The organism is Gardnerella vaginalis (genome assembly GCF_001546455.1).
Lineage (GTDB): Bacteria > Actinomycetota > Actinomycetes > Actinomycetales > Bifidobacteriaceae > Bifidobacterium > Bifidobacterium vaginale_B.
In genome coordinates this window covers 235,470-252,018 of record NZ_KQ956813.1, presented here as the reverse complement: position 1 = coordinate 252,018, position 16,549 = coordinate 235,470, and the positions used below count along the sequence as shown (strand labels likewise).

At 43.2% G+C, this 16,549-nt stretch carries 13 protein-coding genes; 10 read left to right on the top strand and 3 right to left on the bottom strand.

What is annotated here, in order from left to right:
• The first annotated feature begins 147 nt into the window (after positions 1-147).
• Complete coding sequence (gene glmS, locus HMPREF3216_RS02545; protein ID WP_060786793.1) at positions 148-2,055, top strand: glutamine--fructose-6-phosphate transaminase (isomerizing); 1,908 nt, start codon at positions 148-150, stop codon at positions 2,053-2,055.
• Between the two features lie 11 nt (positions 2,056-2,066).
• The gene (locus HMPREF3216_RS02540; protein WP_060786792.1) at positions 2,067-3,509 is read left to right on the top strand and encodes an ABC transporter substrate-binding protein; all 1,443 of its coding nucleotides are present in this window, start codon (positions 2,067-2,069) and stop codon (positions 3,507-3,509) included.
• A gap of 41 nt (positions 3,510-3,550) precedes the next feature.
• Here the strand turns inward: HMPREF3216_RS02540 and HMPREF3216_RS02535 are convergent, their stop codons facing one another.
• Positions 3,551-4,321 (bottom strand): type III pantothenate kinase, encoded by a 771-nt coding sequence (locus HMPREF3216_RS02535; protein ID WP_060786791.1) that lies wholly within the window; start codon positions 4,319-4,321, stop codon positions 3,551-3,553.
• Positions 4,322-4,529: 208 nt separating this feature from the next.
• On the opposite strand from HMPREF3216_RS02535, the gene HMPREF3216_RS02530 reads away from it, so the two are divergent.
• Positions 4,530-6,293 carry a glycoside hydrolase family 13 protein gene (locus tag HMPREF3216_RS02530; RefSeq protein WP_060786790.1) on the top strand — a complete coding sequence of 588 codons (1,764 nt, stop codon included), beginning with the start codon at positions 4,530-4,532 and terminating at the stop codon, positions 6,291-6,293.
• Positions 6,294-6,395: 102 nt separating this feature from the next.
• On the opposite strand, the gene pdxT is transcribed toward HMPREF3216_RS02530, so the two are convergent.
• Positions 6,396-6,989: a pyridoxal 5'-phosphate synthase glutaminase subunit PdxT gene (gene pdxT / locus HMPREF3216_RS02525; protein ID WP_060786813.1), complete on the bottom strand. Its 594-nt coding sequence runs from the start codon at positions 6,987-6,989 to the stop codon at positions 6,396-6,398.
• Positions 6,990-7,004: 15 nt separating this feature from the next.
• Complete coding sequence (pdxS, locus tag HMPREF3216_RS02520; RefSeq protein ID WP_081090921.1) at positions 7,005-7,940, bottom strand: pyridoxal 5'-phosphate synthase lyase subunit PdxS; 936 nt, start codon at positions 7,938-7,940, stop codon at positions 7,005-7,007.
• 373 nt (positions 7,941-8,313) lie between these two features.
• Here pdxS and HMPREF3216_RS02515 point away from each other — a divergent pair, with 373 nt between their 5' ends.
• From HMPREF3216_RS02515 to alr, 7 genes are all read left to right on the top strand, one after another.
• Positions 8,314-9,996 (top strand): ABC transporter substrate-binding protein, encoded by a 1,683-nt coding sequence (locus HMPREF3216_RS02515; RefSeq protein WP_060786789.1) that lies wholly within the window; start codon positions 8,314-8,316, stop codon positions 9,994-9,996.
• A gap of 300 nt (positions 9,997-10,296) precedes the next feature.
• Entirely contained in the window at positions 10,297-11,265 is a 969-nt protein-coding gene (locus tag HMPREF3216_RS02510; protein ID WP_060786788.1) for an ABC transporter permease, read from the top strand.
• Positions 11,266-11,288: 23 nt separating this feature from the next.
• The gene (locus tag HMPREF3216_RS02505; protein ID WP_060786811.1) at positions 11,289-12,134 is read left to right on the top strand and encodes an ABC transporter permease; all 846 of its coding nucleotides are present in this window, start codon (positions 11,289-11,291) and stop codon (positions 12,132-12,134) included.
• Positions 12,124-13,782, top strand: coding sequence for an ABC transporter ATP-binding protein (locus HMPREF3216_RS02500; RefSeq protein ID WP_060786787.1), 1,659 nt, complete (start codon positions 12,124-12,126; stop codon positions 13,780-13,782). Before HMPREF3216_RS02505 ends, HMPREF3216_RS02500 begins: the two co-directional genes overlap by 11 nt.
• Before the next feature lie 173 nt (positions 13,783-13,955).
• Positions 13,956-14,456: an S-ribosylhomocysteine lyase gene (locus tag HMPREF3216_RS02495; RefSeq protein ID WP_060786810.1), complete on the top strand. Its 501-nt coding sequence runs from the start codon at positions 13,956-13,958 to the stop codon at positions 14,454-14,456.
• 59 nt (positions 14,457-14,515) lie between these two features.
• Positions 14,516-15,061, top strand: coding sequence for a histone acetyltransferase (locus HMPREF3216_RS02490; RefSeq protein WP_060786786.1), 546 nt, complete (start codon positions 14,516-14,518; stop codon positions 15,059-15,061).
• A gap of 98 nt (positions 15,062-15,159) precedes the next feature.
• Positions 15,160-16,515 carry an alanine racemase gene (alr, locus tag HMPREF3216_RS02485; protein ID WP_060786785.1) on the top strand — a complete coding sequence of 452 codons (1,356 nt, stop codon included), beginning with the start codon at positions 15,160-15,162 and terminating at the stop codon, positions 16,513-16,515.
• Positions 16,516-16,549: the final 34 nt, after the last annotated feature.

Genomic DNA, 16,549 nt, shown 5'->3' with positions numbered 1-16,549 from the left:
AAAGCATTTTGGCAAAGGATTCGAAGCAAAAGCAGATAGCATTCATAGCAACAGATAGCATTAATTGCAAAACATGTAGATTAATTACAAAACATAATTGCAAAACGAGTAGAAACACACACGTTTTATAACGTAGAATAGAAAATTATGTGTGGAATTGTTGGATACGCAGGTTTTGGCACAGTTTGCTCAAAGCCTTTAGAAGTTTGCTTAAACGGATTAGAACGCTTAGAGTACAGAGGCTATGATTCTTCTGGTGTAGCTCTTGCTGCTCCAGGAATGGATTCTATATGCGTGCGCAAAAAAGCGGGTCGCTTAGCTGTTTTAAGAAAAGATATAGCCGAAAATCCAATGCCAGAGGCGAGCGTTGCAATAGGCCACACACGTTGGGCTACAAATGGTGCTCCATGCGATTTAAATGCGCATCCACACATTAGTGCAGACGGAAAAATCGCCCTTATTCACAACGGTATTATTGAAAACGCTATTAGTCTTAAAGAACAAATGCAAAAAGAAGGCATAGAGTTTTCATCTCAAACAGATACAGAAGTGGCAGCCAAAGCGCTTGGAAAAATCGCAAACCAAATAATTGAAGAAACTGGTAAGCCAGATCTTTTTAAAGCAATAAGACAAGTTGCAAAAATTCTTAAAGGTGCTTTTACTCTACTTGCAGTTGACGTTAGACAGCCTAATATTGTTGCTGCCGTTCGCCACGATTCGCCACTTGTAGTAGGTGTTTCAAATAACGAGTATTTTCTAGGTTCCGATGTTGCGGCTTTTGTAGAATACACAGATAAGGTTCTTGAAGTTGGTCAAGATCAGGCTGTTTTAATCGGAGATATAGAGGGGAACGGAAAAGCACAGCTTCGTCTTACAGATTTTGACGGCAACGAGATTGAAAACCCTAGTTACTTTACTGTAGACTGGGATGCTTCGGCTGTAGAAAAAGGCGGATGGGATTCCTTTATGGATAAAGAAATCCACGAAGATCCGCATGCTGTAGCCGATACTTTGCGCGGGCGATTTGATGCAAAAGGGAATATTATTCTAGACGAAGTTAGGATTAGTCAAGATATTTTGCGTTCAATCGATAAGATAATAGTGGTGGCTTGTGGAACAGCAAGCTACGCTGGATTAGTTGCAAAATATGCGATTGAACATTGGGTGCGCGTGCCAGTGGAGGTGGAGCTGGCTCACGAGTTTAGGTACAGAGATCCAATTTTAACGCATAGAACGCTTGTTGTTGCAATCTCGCAGTCTGGCGAAACAATGGACACGCTAATGGCATTAAGGCATGCGCGAGAGCAGGGTAGCCGCGTGCTTGCTATTTGCAACACTCAAGGCTCTAGTATTCCGCGAGAATCGGATGCTGTACTTTACACGCATGCTGGACCGGAAATCGCAGTGGCTTCCACAAAAGCCTTCGTTGCGCAAATCGTAGCTGCATACATGCTCGGGCTTTATTTGGCTCAAGTCAAAGGAACAATGTACAGAGATGAGATTCAGCAAATTGTGTCTCAGCTTAAAGAAATGCCAGATAAAATCCAAAACGTTTTAGATACGCAAGCTGATTCGATTATGCAGGCTGCAAAGCAAACAATCGACGCAAAATCGTTCTTGTTCCTTGGAAGGCATGTTGGATACCCAGTGGCGCTAGAAGGTGCGTTAAAGCTAAAAGAGATTGCGTACACGTTTACAGAAGGCTTTGCTGCAGGAGAGTTAAAGCACGGGCCAATAGCCCTTGTAGACAAAGGCGAGCCTGTTGTTGTGATTGTGCCATCTTCTAGAGGAAGAGACGTTTTGCACGCTAAGGTAATCTCTGGAATCGAAGAAGTTAAGGCGCGTGGAGCGTTTACGATTGCTGTTGCAGAAGATGGAGATCCAGATGCAGAACGCTACGCGGATATTGTATTTTGGCGTCCTAAATGCCCAACTTTGCTAAGCCCGCTTGTAGATGTTGTAGCTTTGCAGATTTTTGCAATGAATATGGCAAAGATTAAAGGCTACGACGTTGATAAGCCTAGAAATCTAGCAAAATCCGTAACTGTGGAATAGCAGTGAGAGTTATGTATAAAAGAAGCCCGCGCAAAAATCGCAAGCAGATTTCTGACTGTTTTGTTAGGCGCATAATAACTGCTGTTTTATGTGTTTTTGCTGTTGTTTTTTGTGCATCATGCGGATCTGTTGATTCTAGAACAAAAATCACAGTGTGGTCTTGGGAGCCAAGCATGAAGCGGATTGCAGCGGATTTTGAGAAGCAAAATCCCGATATTAAAGTTGCAATCAAAGACACAAGCGGGTATGGCAATCTTAACAGTGCTATTCAAGATGGCTATGGCATGCCAGATGTTGCTCAACTTGAGTACTATGCTTTGCCACAATACGCAGTTAGCGGGCAGCTTTTAGACATTACAGATAGGGTGCAGGGAACTCAAACTTTTTATACTCCAGGATCTTGGTCTTCTGTGCAATTAGGCGGGCGTATATACGGTTTGCCAATGGATTCGGGGCCTTTGGCGTGGTTTTATAATCAAGACGTGTTTAACCAGGCAGGCGTGGACGCTACGCAAATTCACACTTGGAAAGACTATATTCACGCTGCAAGAAAGCTAAAAAGCATAGGCGTTTACATTGCTGCCGATTCTGGTGATGCAAGCTTTTACAACGCTATGATTTGGCTTTCGGGCGGCCACCCGTTTATTACTTCGCACGACGGAAAAACCGTTACAGTTCGCTTAAGTAAAGACAAGGGAACAAAGGATTTTACTAAATTCTGGCAGTCTATGATTGACGAAGACTTAGTTGATACAAGACTTACAACCTGGACTCCAGCTTGGAAGAACGCTGTTGGGTCTGGCAATGTTGCTTCCGTTTTTGCTGGAGCTTGGATGACATCGCTTTTAATGCGCGATATTCCGGGGGGAGCAGGGTTGTGGCGTGTTGCAAGAGTTCCAACAATGGATGGCAAAAATCATAATGCGCAAATGGGTGGGTCTGCGCTAAGCGTTTTGCAGTCTAGTAGAAAGCCAGAAGCTGCAATGCGTTTTGTTGATTTTGTTTGCCACACTCAAGAAGGCATTAAAGAACGCGTTAGTGCGGGAGCGTTTCCAGCAGACGTTGTAACTCTTAGAGATAGCGCATTTTTAAATAAGACTACTGTTTTGGATTCTCGGGGGATTAAAGTGCCATATTTTGGCGGTCAACGCTTTAATCGAGTCTTTGCTGATGCAGCGCAACATGTGTATACGGGGTACAAGTATTTGCCATTTGAAGTTTATTCGCGTAGCGATTTTCGTTCCACAGTTGGATTGGCTTACGATTGGAATCGAAAGTCAAAAGCGCGCTTAAACATTAAAGCCATGATTGACGCTGGAATTAAGCAAGATGATGGCAAGGATTTTGTTCTTCCAGACGATCCTGGTCCTAAGATTCGGCTTAAAGATGGGATTGCGCTTTGGAAAAAAGACTTAAAAGAATACGGGTATAATCAGGGCTTTGTTGTGCGCTAGTGTGTTAGTGTGCTTGTGCGCTAGCGCACTAGAAAAGTCGTCTAGCAGCCTGTTGTTCTTCTATAAATCTCGTACATTCCTTTAAAAATCAAGTTTGGATCGTAGTAATCGATTGCTTTAACATCTTTTTCAAAAAGACGACCTAATCCGCCTGTTGCAACAACCTTAAATGGCTCGTCTATCTCTATTTTAAATTGCTCAATTGTGCGCTCAATGCCACCTAAGAAGCTGTAGTAGAGTCCAGCTTGCATAGCGGGGCGAGTGGATTTTGCCAAAACGGATTTAGGGCGCGAAATCTCAACTTCTGGAAGCTGAGCCGCATTATCCCATAGTGCTGCCGCAGCCGAACTAATTCCCGTGCAAATAAGTCCGCATGTAATGGCTGCGTTTTCATCAACGTAGTTATAGGTTGTAGCAGTGCCAAAGTCAATTACCAATACTGGGCCGCCGTATTCTTTAAACGCTCCAACGCAATCTGCTAAGCAGTCTGCGCCTAAGGATCGTGGCTCGTCAATCCTAATATTTACGCCAGTTTTTACGCCAGGGCCTACAATCATAGGGTCGATTTGCAAAAACTTAACAATGCTTGCGCGGAAGGAGTGCATAACTTTTGGAACAACCGAAGCAACAATAACATCTTCAACATCGTTTACGCTAAAACCGCTTAAATTAAGGAATTGCGTAATCATAATGCCGTATTCGTCGGAAGTGTGATTTGCTTTTGTAGTCATTCTATAAGTGCCCACAATCTTGCCGTTATCTAAGAATCCAAGCACAATATTCGTGTTGCCAATATCGACTGCTAAAAGCATAACCGCCTCCGTTGTGTTTGTGTGTTGCCAAACTTAAGTATGCGTATCTTTAGAGCAATACTACATTAATGCTAAGTCTGTTGCGGGCAATTACAAGCTTTCCTTGTTTGGAGTTGCGTTTTAGGAAATCACCATCAAAGTGTGTCGGTGTAGAAGAGTAGGTGATAAAGTCGAAAACAATGGCAGCGAGGCTAGAAAGGAAATGTAAATGATAAATCGTCAAGCAATATTGCATAGGCCACTTTCCCAGTATGCGTATTCTACGGCAGAATATTGCTTAACAATTCGCTTGCGTGCGGCAAAGAATAATCTTAGCTCATGCGTTTTGCATTACGGAAATCGCGTTGATTTAACTCCGTTAGATAAGTTCCGCACGCTTAAAATGGAAAAGATTGCAAGTGACGATTACTTTGACTACTATGAAGCGAATATAAGCGGCGATTTAGATAGAGTTTGTTATTACTTTGAGATGCAAGATGCGGATGAGCGCTTGTATTTGTACGCCGATACTATTGCGGCTGATTTTCCAGAAGATCGTACAGAAGTCTACCAGTTCCCATTTATTCGCCGCGAGGAGATTAGCGACGTTCCACATTGGCTTAAAGAGGCTGTTGTTTATAACATTTTCCCAGATAGTTTTGCAGATTCTAAGCGTGGAATAAGTTGCGCGGCAAAAGATTATTTTGATGAGAAAACTGGCCAAACTTTGCACACTCGTTTGGGTGGAACAATTAGAGGCATAATTGAAAATCTTGATTATATTGAGGATTTGGGCTTTAATTGCCTGTATTTAAATCCTATTTTTACAGCTGCAGAATACCATCGTTACGATCTTCTTGATTACTACCATGTTTGCCCTAATTTAGGAACGGACGACGATTTTAGGGAGCTTGTTAGCGAGGTTCATAATCGCGGCATGCACATAATTATTGACGGCGTTTTTAATCATTCTAGTTGGTACTTCTTTGCTTTCGACGATGTTGTTAAAAATGGCGAAAATTCGCAATACAAGGACTGGTTCTACGGGCTAAAGTTCCCTGTTAAGCGCCCCGAAGATGGCGAGCGCCCAAGCTACACGTGTTTTGCGTATGAGCGTAAAATGCCAAAGCTCAATACTTCTAATCCACAAGTTCGAAACTATTTTATGGACGTTTGCCGCTATTGGCTTGAAGATTTTGATGTTGACGGTTGGCGTTTGGATGTTGCGAATGAGGTTGATAAAGACTTTTGGCGCGCTTTCCGCACTGTTGCTAAAAAGACCAAAAAAGATAGCGTTTTGATTGCGGAGATTTGGGAGAATTCTGAGCGCTGGCTGCAGGGAGACATGTTTGACTCCACTATGAACTACGAGTTCCGCAAAGTTTGCCGCGATTTCTTTGCTTTTGGCAAGATTAACGCGCGCGAGTTTAATAGTCGATTTGTGGATATGCTTTTAAGATACCCATTCCCGATTGTTCAGGGTCAGTTGAATTTGCTTGATAGTCATGACGTTAGTCGCTTTAGGAGCTTGTGCGCGCAAAATTCCGCGGATTCTGGCGATTCTTGCGAGCAAGATAAGCGATTCCGCTTGGCTGAACTTTGCCTTCTTACATCTGTTGGAACTCCAAGCGTGTTCTACGGTGATGAGCTTGGGGTAGTTGGTTTTGAAGAGTGTGATTATCGCGCCGCTATGCCTTGGGCAAATCCTGTAAAGGATAATCGTGACTTATTCCGCGAACTTATAAAATTGCGTAAAAGCAACGATTGCTTTGTTCATGGCAATTTTAGGGTTCTTGACTATGACGAGCGCGGAAAGTTTGTGTTTGCGCGAGAAACCAGCTCTAAGCGCGTTGTTGTGGCTTTAAATGCGTTCAATGAGTCTAATGATTCGTTTAGTGTTTTGCCTGATTGTAAGCCGATTATTAGCTACAATTATGATGCTCAAAATCACTCTATTGGAGCCTTTGGATACGCGATTTTTGAAGTAAAATAGCGATTTGCTGGCGATTTAATGGCGTTTTAATAATTAAAGTGGCACTTAATCAAGTGATTTAAGTGCCACTTTAATTTACAAGAATTTACAATCTTAAGATATCTACAAATCCAAGAAAAGTTGGTGGATTCTTGTGTCTTCGTCAAGCTCTGGGTGGAAAGCTGTGCCAATCTGGTTTCCTTGGCGAGCAGCCACCACGTTGCCGTCTACAGTTGCAAGAGCCTCGGCATTTGGTCCAACTTGCGCAATATAAGGCGCGCGAATAAATGTCATTGGAACTTTGCTAAGACTGCCAAAATTAGATTCGTAGTGGAAGCTTCCAAGCTGGCGTCCGTAAGCGTTTCGCTTAACAGTAACGTCTAGAGTGCCAAATCCGCTAACTTCGTTTCCTTCCACGTTCTTTGCAAGCAAAATCAGCCCTGCACAAGTGCCAAGAACAGGCATTCCGCTTGCAATTTTCTCGCGCAAAGGCTCAAGCATGTTTTGCTCTTTAAGAAGCTTTGATTGTACAGTGCTTTCGCCGCCAGGCAAAACAAGGCGGTCAAAAGATTGCTCCAAATCTCGCGCTTGACGAAGCTCAATAACGCGCGCGCCCAGCTTTTCCAGCATTAAGCGATGCTCAAGAAAAGCTCCTTGAACAGCTAGAACGGCTACAGTGTGCGCGCAATTATTTGTATTGATAGGTGAGTTTGCCAAAATAATTCGCCTCAATCACTCACCGCGATTGGCCATTAAGAGCTTGATTTCTTGCTCGTTAATTCCAACCATTGCCTCGCCCAAATTCTCGGAAAGCTTAGCAATCATCTTAGCGTCTTTGTAATTAGTAACAGCCTTAACGATTGCAGCAGCACGCTTTGCTGGGTCGCCAGACTTAAAGATGCCAGAGCCAACGAAAACGCCTTCAGCGCCAAGCTGCATCATCAAAGCAGCGTCTGCAGGGGTAGCAACGCCGCCAGCGGCAAAGTTTACAACAGGAAGCTTGCTGTTCTGTGCAACGTACTTTACAAGATCAAAAGGCACGCGCAAGGTCTTAGCTTCTTCAAAAAGCTCATCTTCGCGCATGCTTGTAAGCTTGCGGATTGCGGAATTCATCATTCGCATGTGGCGCACTGCCTGAATTACGTCTCCAGTTCCTGGCTCGCCCTTTGTGCGAATCATGGAAGCGCCTTCGTTAATTCGGCGTAAAGCCTCGCCCAAATCCTTGGCGCCGCAAACAAATGGAACTGCAAAATCGCGCTTGTTAATGTGGTACACGTCGTCGGCTGGGCTAAGCACTTCGCTTTCGTCAATGTAATCAATCTCAATGGCTTCAAGCACTTGCGCTTCTACAAAATGACCAATGCGGCATTTTGCCATAACAGGAATAGACACAGCCTCTTGGATTCCGTGAATCATAGCTGGGTCGCTCATTCTAGAAACGCCGCCCGCTGCACGAATATCGGCAGGAATACGCTCCAACGCCATAACAGCGCAAGCTCCAGAATCTTCAGCAATTTTTGCTTGCTCTGGAGTAGTAACATCCATAATTACGCCACCCTTAAGCATTTGTGCAAGCTGGCGATTTAGAGCAGTGCGGTCTTGGCCGCCGTTATTTTGCGGATCCGAAGATTCGTTTACTGTTACTGTAGTATTCAAGTTCTCTGCCATTATTCCTCGCTTTTTATTGGCGTTTTATTGGCGCATTTTGCGTGCATGTTGTGTAACACGTGTATGTGTGTGTAACATTTTTATGCGCACGTTTGCAAGTTTACGTCTGATGGAATTTAACCACATTCATAGGATATGTTGATTAAAATGACGATAAATTTTTTGCAAAAACGCATAAATGTCAATCACTTATAAACATAAATGTCAATCACTTATAAATAAGTTTTTAGACTCGCTCTAGCTTTAATTGACTTGTGAGCAAGCTACGATTGTATACGCCGTTGACTTGTGCTGCAAAAGTGCAGCTTTTCTAAGCAACGAGCTTAAAAATTGAACAGGTATGTATCTAATTCAATCCAGAAAGGTTTGATGAATGGATAACAAAGAACCCAAGAATGGCGCATACTCTAAAGATGTGACCAAAGAATTCTCTGGGCAAGAAAATGCAGAAGAATTGCAGTTTGGCTCTAGCACAGATGCTTCTCTTAACGCTGCGTCTAAAAGTGTGCATAACACTAATAAGCGCGGTTTAGGAAAATTCTGGCTTGTTTCTGTAGCAGTCGTAGTAATCGCAGTAGTTAGCGCGATTATTGCAACGTTTACAGGTCCGCAAAAAAATTCTGCAAGTCAAACATCTTCTGCGCAAGTGTCAAATAAAACCGTGTCAATCGGCTTAAAGCTTGCTCCTACAAATCTTGATATTCGTAACCAATCTGGCTCTGCTTTAGAGCAGCTGCTGATTGGAAACGTGTACGAAGGTCTTGTAGCTAGAAACGCTAAGAATCAGGTTGTTCCTTCCCTTGCAAAGAGTTGGGAAATAAGCAAAGACGGATTAAAGTACACTTTTAACATGCGTAAAGGCCTTGTGTTCTCTAATGGCCACAAGCTTACCGCTAAAGATGCTGAGTGGTCTTTTAATGAGCTTATTGCAAAGAAGTATCGCGGTTCAAACATGGTTGGAAATGTTGAATCTGCTAAGGCAAAAGGCGATTACACGTTTGAAATCAGACTTAAAGAAGCAAATGCAAAGCTCTTGTGGGCGTTGAGCTCTAGAGCTGGCTTAGTCTTCGATAAGCTTGCAGATTACAATGCTAAAACTCAGGCTGTTGGCTCTGGCCCATATCTGGTAGAAAAGTTCGTGCCAAATGACCGTGTTGTGTTAAAGGCAAATCCGCGCTATAAGGGCGCTAATAAGGCAAAAACGTCAAAAGTTGTTGTTCGCTATTTTGTAGACGATGTTGCGGCTGTGGACGCGCTTTCTTCGGGCGCAGTTCAGGCTTTGGCGCCTATTAGTGGTCAGCTTGCTAAGCCTTTTAAGGCGAATTCAAAGAAATATGTTGTTAAAGCGGGGAACACCACAGATAAGTTTGTGCTTGCTATGAACATGAATGGTGAGCGCACTAAAGATAAGCGTGTTCGCCAAGCGATTAGGTATGCCATTGATCATAAGCAAATCATTGCTTCGCGAGGAGGCACGGATGCTTTGCTTGGCGGCCCTATTCCTTCTTTGGATCCAGGCTATGAAGATTTAACTAATCTTTACCCGCATAACGTTAAGCGCGCTAAGTCGTTAATGAAGGAAGCTGGTTTTAGTGAGGAAAATCCTTTGCATCTTTCGCTTACTTATCCAAATATCTATGGAACACAACTTGGCGAACAGCTTAGGTCTCAGCTAAAGCAGATTGGCATTGATTTAAAGGTTAATGTTGTTGAGTTTACAACTTGGCTGCACGATGTTTATACCAATAAAAACTACGATTTGTCTATGGTAGATCACAACGAAAGTCACGATTTTGGCCAGTGGGCAGACCCTAAGTATTACTACGGTTACAACAATAAGCAGGTTCAAGATTTGTATGCTAAGGCTATGCTTTGTGCAAATCCTAAGGAGTCTAACAAGCTTCTTGCTAAAGCTGCGCGAATCATTAGCCAGGATGCTCCAGCCGATTGGTTGCTTAACTACAAAGTTGTGACGGCGAAGGTAAAGAATCTTGATGGAATGCCTTTTGACATTAATCAGGTTCTTTTGCCGCTATACGACTTGCGACTTAAGTGATTTGGTCTAAATTTCCCGAGTTTGTTTCTTTTTCCCCACGTTTGTTTACGTATTTGGCGTTTTTGGGAACAAAAGCAGGCGCGACGACCTGCCTTCGCGCTTAAAGCGTAGCGCGCGAAGGTAATTCGGAGCGCTGAGCCGCTCGAGGCAGAAGCACTGCTTCTGCGCGGCGAAGACGTGAGCGCGCTGTAACGCGCGAACGATTTGACGGGTTTTGTAGCTCAAAATGGTGTGTAGAGCTACAAAAAGCGGAGTTAGTGCGGAAATTCTCGGGAATATTAAATTAAGTAAGGGGTTTGTATGAAGCGCATGATTCTTAGACGCATTGCGCTGTTTTTTGCTGCTTTGTTGTTTATTTCTGCAATCGTATTTCTTGCTCTTAGGGTTTTACCTGGAGATGTTGCTCAAGTTATGGCAGGCTTAAATGCGCCAGCTGGAAAAGTTGAGCAGTTAAGGCGCGATTTAGGCTTAAACAAGCCCCTTTTAATGCAATATTTAGAGTGGATTTTTGGCGTTTTTAGAGGCGATTTTGGCGTTTCAATGCTTACGGGTCGCTCCGTTACATCCACGATTGCTATGCGCGCTAGCATAACATTCCCTCTTATTTTTCTTGGACTTTTGATTGCGCTCGCAATAGGCATTCCGCTGGGATGTTTGCAAGTTTTGTATTCTGGCAAGTCTTTGCAAGGATTTTTGCGCTTTTGCGCAATTACAGGCGGCTCTATTCCTGCTCTTTGGGGCGGAATGCTTTTAATCATGATTTTTGGCAAAGGCATTGGATTGGTTGGCATTTTCCCTACTCAAGGTTTTCCAACAGATGGCTGGTGTGATTTTGCTAGCGCATTTTCGTCTTTGATTCTTCCAGCATTAACAGTGGGAATTATTGTTGGATCTGGTTTTATGCGATACACGGCGGCCTCGTTAGAGCAGATTTCTAATAGTGATATTGCTTTGCAATCTTTGGCTTGCGGAATGACTAAAAAGCAGATGATTTGGCGCGTTGGCTTGCGATTAGCCTTGCCGCAGCTTGTGTCTGTAATCGGCTTGACTTTTGCGCACATGATTATGGGCGTAATGGTTATTGAAAATCTGTTTTCTCTTCCTGGAATGGGCATGGGTCTTGTGCGCGATGTTGGTTTGCGTGATCTTATATCTGTTCAGGGCAATCTTTTTATGCTTTCTGCATTGTTCTTGCTTGTTGGTTTTGCGATTGACGTTTTGCATCGTTTGCTAGATTCAAGGCTTAGCCAAGATTCAAGTGGGGAGTGATTTAAGTGGGGGCAATTCAAGCAATGATTAAGTTTTTAAGCCGCATTTGGAGCGGAGTTATTGGAAAATTCGTGTGCATTGTTTTGGGCTTGTGGATTTTTGTAGCCGCACTTTCTTTTGTGTGGACGCCCTACTCTCTTCTAGAAACAAACGGCTACCAGGTATGGCAAAAGCCTTCTCTAAAGCATTGGCTTGGCACAGACGGCACTGGTGCCGATATGCTTAGTTGGCTTATGGCTGGTTCTAGAGTAGAGATTTTGCTTGTTATTTCAACGGTTGCGATTGCAAGCGTTGTTGGGTTTGTGATTTTAAGCTTTACGATTTGCCGCGTTCAAAAAATTCGTTCCGTAAGCATTATGGCTGTGGATGCCTTAATCTCTATTCCAACGGTTTTGATTGCTCTTATGCTTGCTGTGCCTCTTGGGGCATCCGTTCTTGTAATCATGCTTGCATGTGGATTTGGCTACGGCTTAAATCTTGCGCGTATTTTGCATCCAAGTGCTGTTCTTGTTCTTAAGTCCAACTACGTTGATTGTGCTGTTTCTAATGGCGCTAGCAGAAGCTACGTTCTTTTAAAGCATGTTTTTCCTAATATTTTGCCAATCGCTTCCGTTCAGCTTTCGCTTTCTGCAGGAACTGTTATTTTGGCGGAAAGCGGATTGACTTATCTTGGTGTTGGCGTTCCTTCGGGAGTGCCGAGCTGGGGTCGTGTGCTTTCTACTTCGGTTACTTTGATTCACGTTTATCCTCTTGCAGCTCTCTGGCCTGGTCTTATTGTTACATTAACAGTTTTGTCTCTTAATCTTTTTGGCGACGTTTTAAGAAGTGCTACAAATCCAGCAAATAGGGAGTCTAAGAATGAGTCTTGATATAAAAGGATTATCACTTAGCATTGGATCTTCTCGCATTTTAAGTAATGTTTCGCTTAACGTTAAAGATGGCGAGCGCGTTGGATTAGTTGGATCTTCTGGCTCTGGTAAATCAATGCTTTTAAGAGCTGCGATTGGCCTAGTGCCGTCTAATTGCAAGATTACTGGCTCTTGCCATGTTGGCAATGCTCAAACTGTTGGCGCTAACGATTCTGCGCTTGCGCGTATTCGCGGCAAGTATGTTGGCGTTGTTTTTCAGCAAGCGGATCGCGCTCTTAACCCCGTTATGAGTGTTAGCGAGCAAATCGCGTTACCTCTTAGGCTTCATTACAATTTAGACGAAGACGATATTCAAAATCGCGTTAAAGTCATGCTTGAAAAAGTTGGTTTAGGTGCCAATGTTTTAAATAAGCGTACTTTTGAGCTTTCGGGCGGGCAAATGCAGCGAGTTGGCATTGCTACAGCTCTTATAACATGCCCTAAGTTGATTCTTGCAGACGAGCCAACCACTGCTCTTGATTCTGTTACGCAAAAAGATGTTGTAAAAATGCTCACATCTTTAGTTGACAATATGGGCGCTTCAATGCTTTTTGTTACTCACGATTTTTCTGTGCTTTCTAGCGCTGCTACGCGTTGTTACGTTTTGGATTCTGGGCGATTAGTCGATAGTGCGCGTGTTGGCGATTTGCTAGAGAATCCTAAGATTGATTCAACTCGAAAGCTTGTTTTTGCAGCTCGCGCCTTAAGTCTTAGTAAAAATTCTTCGAGTTCTTATAACAATGATTTAAGTCTCAGTAATAAAAGCGATTTAGGTAAAAGCGATTTAGATAAAAGCGATTCTTCTAAAGATGATTGCATTTTTAAAGCTAAAAACGTTCATGTTGTTTTAGGAAGCGCAAAGACTCGCGTCGAAGCATTAAAAGGCGTTGACTTTAATCTTAGAGTTGGCGAGTCTTTAGCATTAATTGGCGGATCTGGAAGTGGTAAAACAACTTTGATTAGGTCTTTGCTTGGATTGCAAGAAATACGCCAGGGGAGTATAGAATACTGCGGAAAATCGGTTGAAACCGTTGAAAATGCTAGAAAATCAAGCTTAAAAGACTCTGCTTATGTAAATATGCGAAAACAATGTTCGCTTGTGTTTCAGCATCCTTTTGCCGCTTTAGACCCTCGTTGGCAAGTTAAAAAAAGCGTTGCTGAGCCGCTTGAAATATGGCGTAAAAGCGAGCACATTAGCGAAGAAGCCGTTAATTCCAGGGTTTTTGATGCTTTGAATCTGGTTGGATTAGACCCTAGCATTTTTGCTTTAAGGTACCCTTGCCAGCTTTCTGGTGGTCAAGCTCAATGCGTTGCAATTGCGCGTGCGTTAATCAATAATCCTAGAGTTTTAATTGCAGACGAGCCAATGAGTGCAATCGATGTTGCAGAGCGCACTAGAATCCTAGATGCTTTTGCTAAGATTCGCGTAGAACGCCCTAGTATGGCTTGCATTTTTGTTAGCCACGATCTTGGTATGATTCAGCATTTAGCGTCTAGCGTTGTTGTTCTAAAAGATGGCGCTGTTGTTGAGTCGGGTCCTGTAAGCCAAATCTTGACTAATCCAAAACACAGTTACACTCGCGAGCTTATTGATGCTGCTACTTTGTAATCATTTGTGGCAAATAAAAAAACATTTTAAATTCGCTTTTATGTATTTTACGTATTTTACGTATTTTATGTGTGTTTGGTAACAATAGCGTCTAATATTATTTAGTAATCGTTATTTACGCATGGATTTTGCGCATATATTTTGCGCATGGAATACAAGTTAGGATGGATAAAATGAGCGAAAATCAAAACAACCAGCCAACACCTCGCCCAGAAAGCTTTGAGCTTGATCACACTAAGGTTAAGGCTCCTTATGTTCGCTATATTGATACGCAAAAAGGCCCTAATGGAGATGTTATTTCCAACTACGATATTCGCCTAACTCAGCCTAACCAAGAGGCTATTCCTACGGGAGCTTTGCATACGATTGAGCACACGATTGCTGTTCTTTTGCGCCAGCGCATTGAAGGCTACATTGATTGCTCTCCGTTTGGCTGCCGTACAGGATTCCACCTTTTAACTTGGGGTACGCATAGCACGGAAGATGTTGCGCGCGCACTAAAGGAATCGCTTGAGTTTATTGCGTTTAAGGCAACATGGGAAGATGTTCCAGCTACAACAATTGAGTCTTGCGGAAACTACCGCGACCACAGCTTGTTTGGTGCGCGTCAATGGTGCAAAGATATTTTAGACAAGGGCATTAGCTCCGATCCTTTTGAGCGCAAGATTGTGTGATTTGCTGCGTTGCTTGTGTAATACTGTAAAATCGCCATATTCTAAGCATAGGGGGGTGTATGTGTGAAATAAGATTGAGGAAAGCAACTCTTAGCGATCTAAAAGATATTGAAAATATTTATAAGAGAGCAAGAGTGTTTATGGCAAATAATGGCAATCCTCATCAATGGGGAGATCGTTTTCCTCTAACATCTAGTGTTATAGAAGATATTCGTTTGAACCGTTTTAATCTTCTTGTAGACACGGACCCAGACTTTGGAGAAGAGCGCATTTTGGCACAATTTGCACTGTGCGAAGGGACTGATGAAGTCTACGCAAAGATTGACGGAGCGTGGCTAGATGACGTTTTGCCATACGTTACAATCCATAGACTTGCATCTTCGGGAGTCAAGCCAAAAATGGCAAGAGAGTGTTTAAAATGGGCCAAGAGCAACTACTCTAATGTTAGAATCGACACTCATCCCGACAACTTGATTATGCAAAAAGTTATTTTGCGAGAAGGCTTTAGCAAGTGTGGTCTTGTTGTAATTCCAAATCGCGCGCATAGTGCAACTAGAATCGCGTATCAATGGTTGCGCTCGCATAATCATGTAATACGGTATTAGAAGTATTAGCAGTATTGAAATGTAAGTCAAAAATACTTGCATATATAGTAGATATAAAAGTAAACGTAAAACTAAAACTAAAAGTAAAGGCGCAAGATATGTGTAAAAATTCGAGTATACAAGCGATTTTGCAAGAAAACTATGCTCGCGCCTTAAGCACATACCCGGGGCAGGTAATCGTAGATTTAAAAGCGCTAAGAGATAATATGCGAACTCTTGTTGAGCGTGTTTCTAAAGATTTGAAGCCTGGGCAAAAATCGCCAGCAGTTATGGGAGTTGTTAAAGCAGACGCTTATGGTCACGGGCTTATTCCTAGCGCCCTTGCAGCTCTTGCAGGGGGAGCGACTTGGCTTGGTACAGCTCAGCCTTACGAGGCTTTGCGTCTTCGTAAATGTGGAATTGACTCAAGCAGATGCCGTATTCTTACGTGGCTTACCAGTGCTCCAACGTCTCTTTTTGCGGATTTAATAAACGCGGATATTGATATTTCTGTTGGCTCGCTGGATTCAATTGACGCTGTTGCGCTCGCCGCTAAATCGCTTGGCGCTACCGCTCGCGTGCACGTTAAGGTAGATACAGGATTTGGCAGAAACGGTTTTACGCCTGCTGGCTTTAGTGATGCTTTAAAAAAACTTAGTGAATATTCTAGTCAAGGATTAATTGAGGTTATTGGCCAGTGGAGTCATTTGGCTGTTGCTGATTGCCCAGATGTTCCAGAGTTTGTGGCGTCTACAGATAGGCAAATTGAGCAATTCCACGATTTTACTCAAAGAATGCGCGAGGCTGGTTTGGCGCCTAAAATTCGCCATTTAGCTAATACGGCTGCAACTCTTAACAGGCCAGAAATACGATTTGAGCTTGTTCGCCCAGGAATTGGATTGTACGGATATGAGCCAGACCCCGTTATGGGAGCGCCTCAAACTTACGATTTGCGTCCAGCTATGACTTTGCAAGCGCAGCTAGGAACAGTTAAATCCGTAGAAGCGGGGCATGGAATTTCGTACGGCCGCACATATTTAACACCAGACAATACAAGCACAGCAATAGTTCCACTCGGGTATGCGGATGGCATTTTGCGCGCTTCTAGCGGATTCGATATGCAAGGATCAAGGCATGTTAATAAGCCTGGAGGTCCAGTTCGATTTGAAACTAAAAATGGCCCTTTGCTTTTGCATGTTTCGGGGCGTGTTTGCATGGATCAGTTTATTGTTGACTTAAATGGCAGTGCTAAAGATCTTGGAGTTAAAGAAGGAGACACAGTCAGGCTTTTTGGCCCAGGAAGAGGCTTAGAATATGCGGAGCCAACGGCAGACGATTGGGCAGCAGCCGCAGGAACAATAAGCTACGAGATTATGACGGGGATTGGCCCTAGAGTTCCTAGATTGTATAAAAATGCTTACGAAGTTCTGCCAAAAGAAGACATAAAAATGTTAGACCAAAAGAGCTTGATTTAGCGATTTAGCGATTGTTGATTTAGTGATTTAGCGA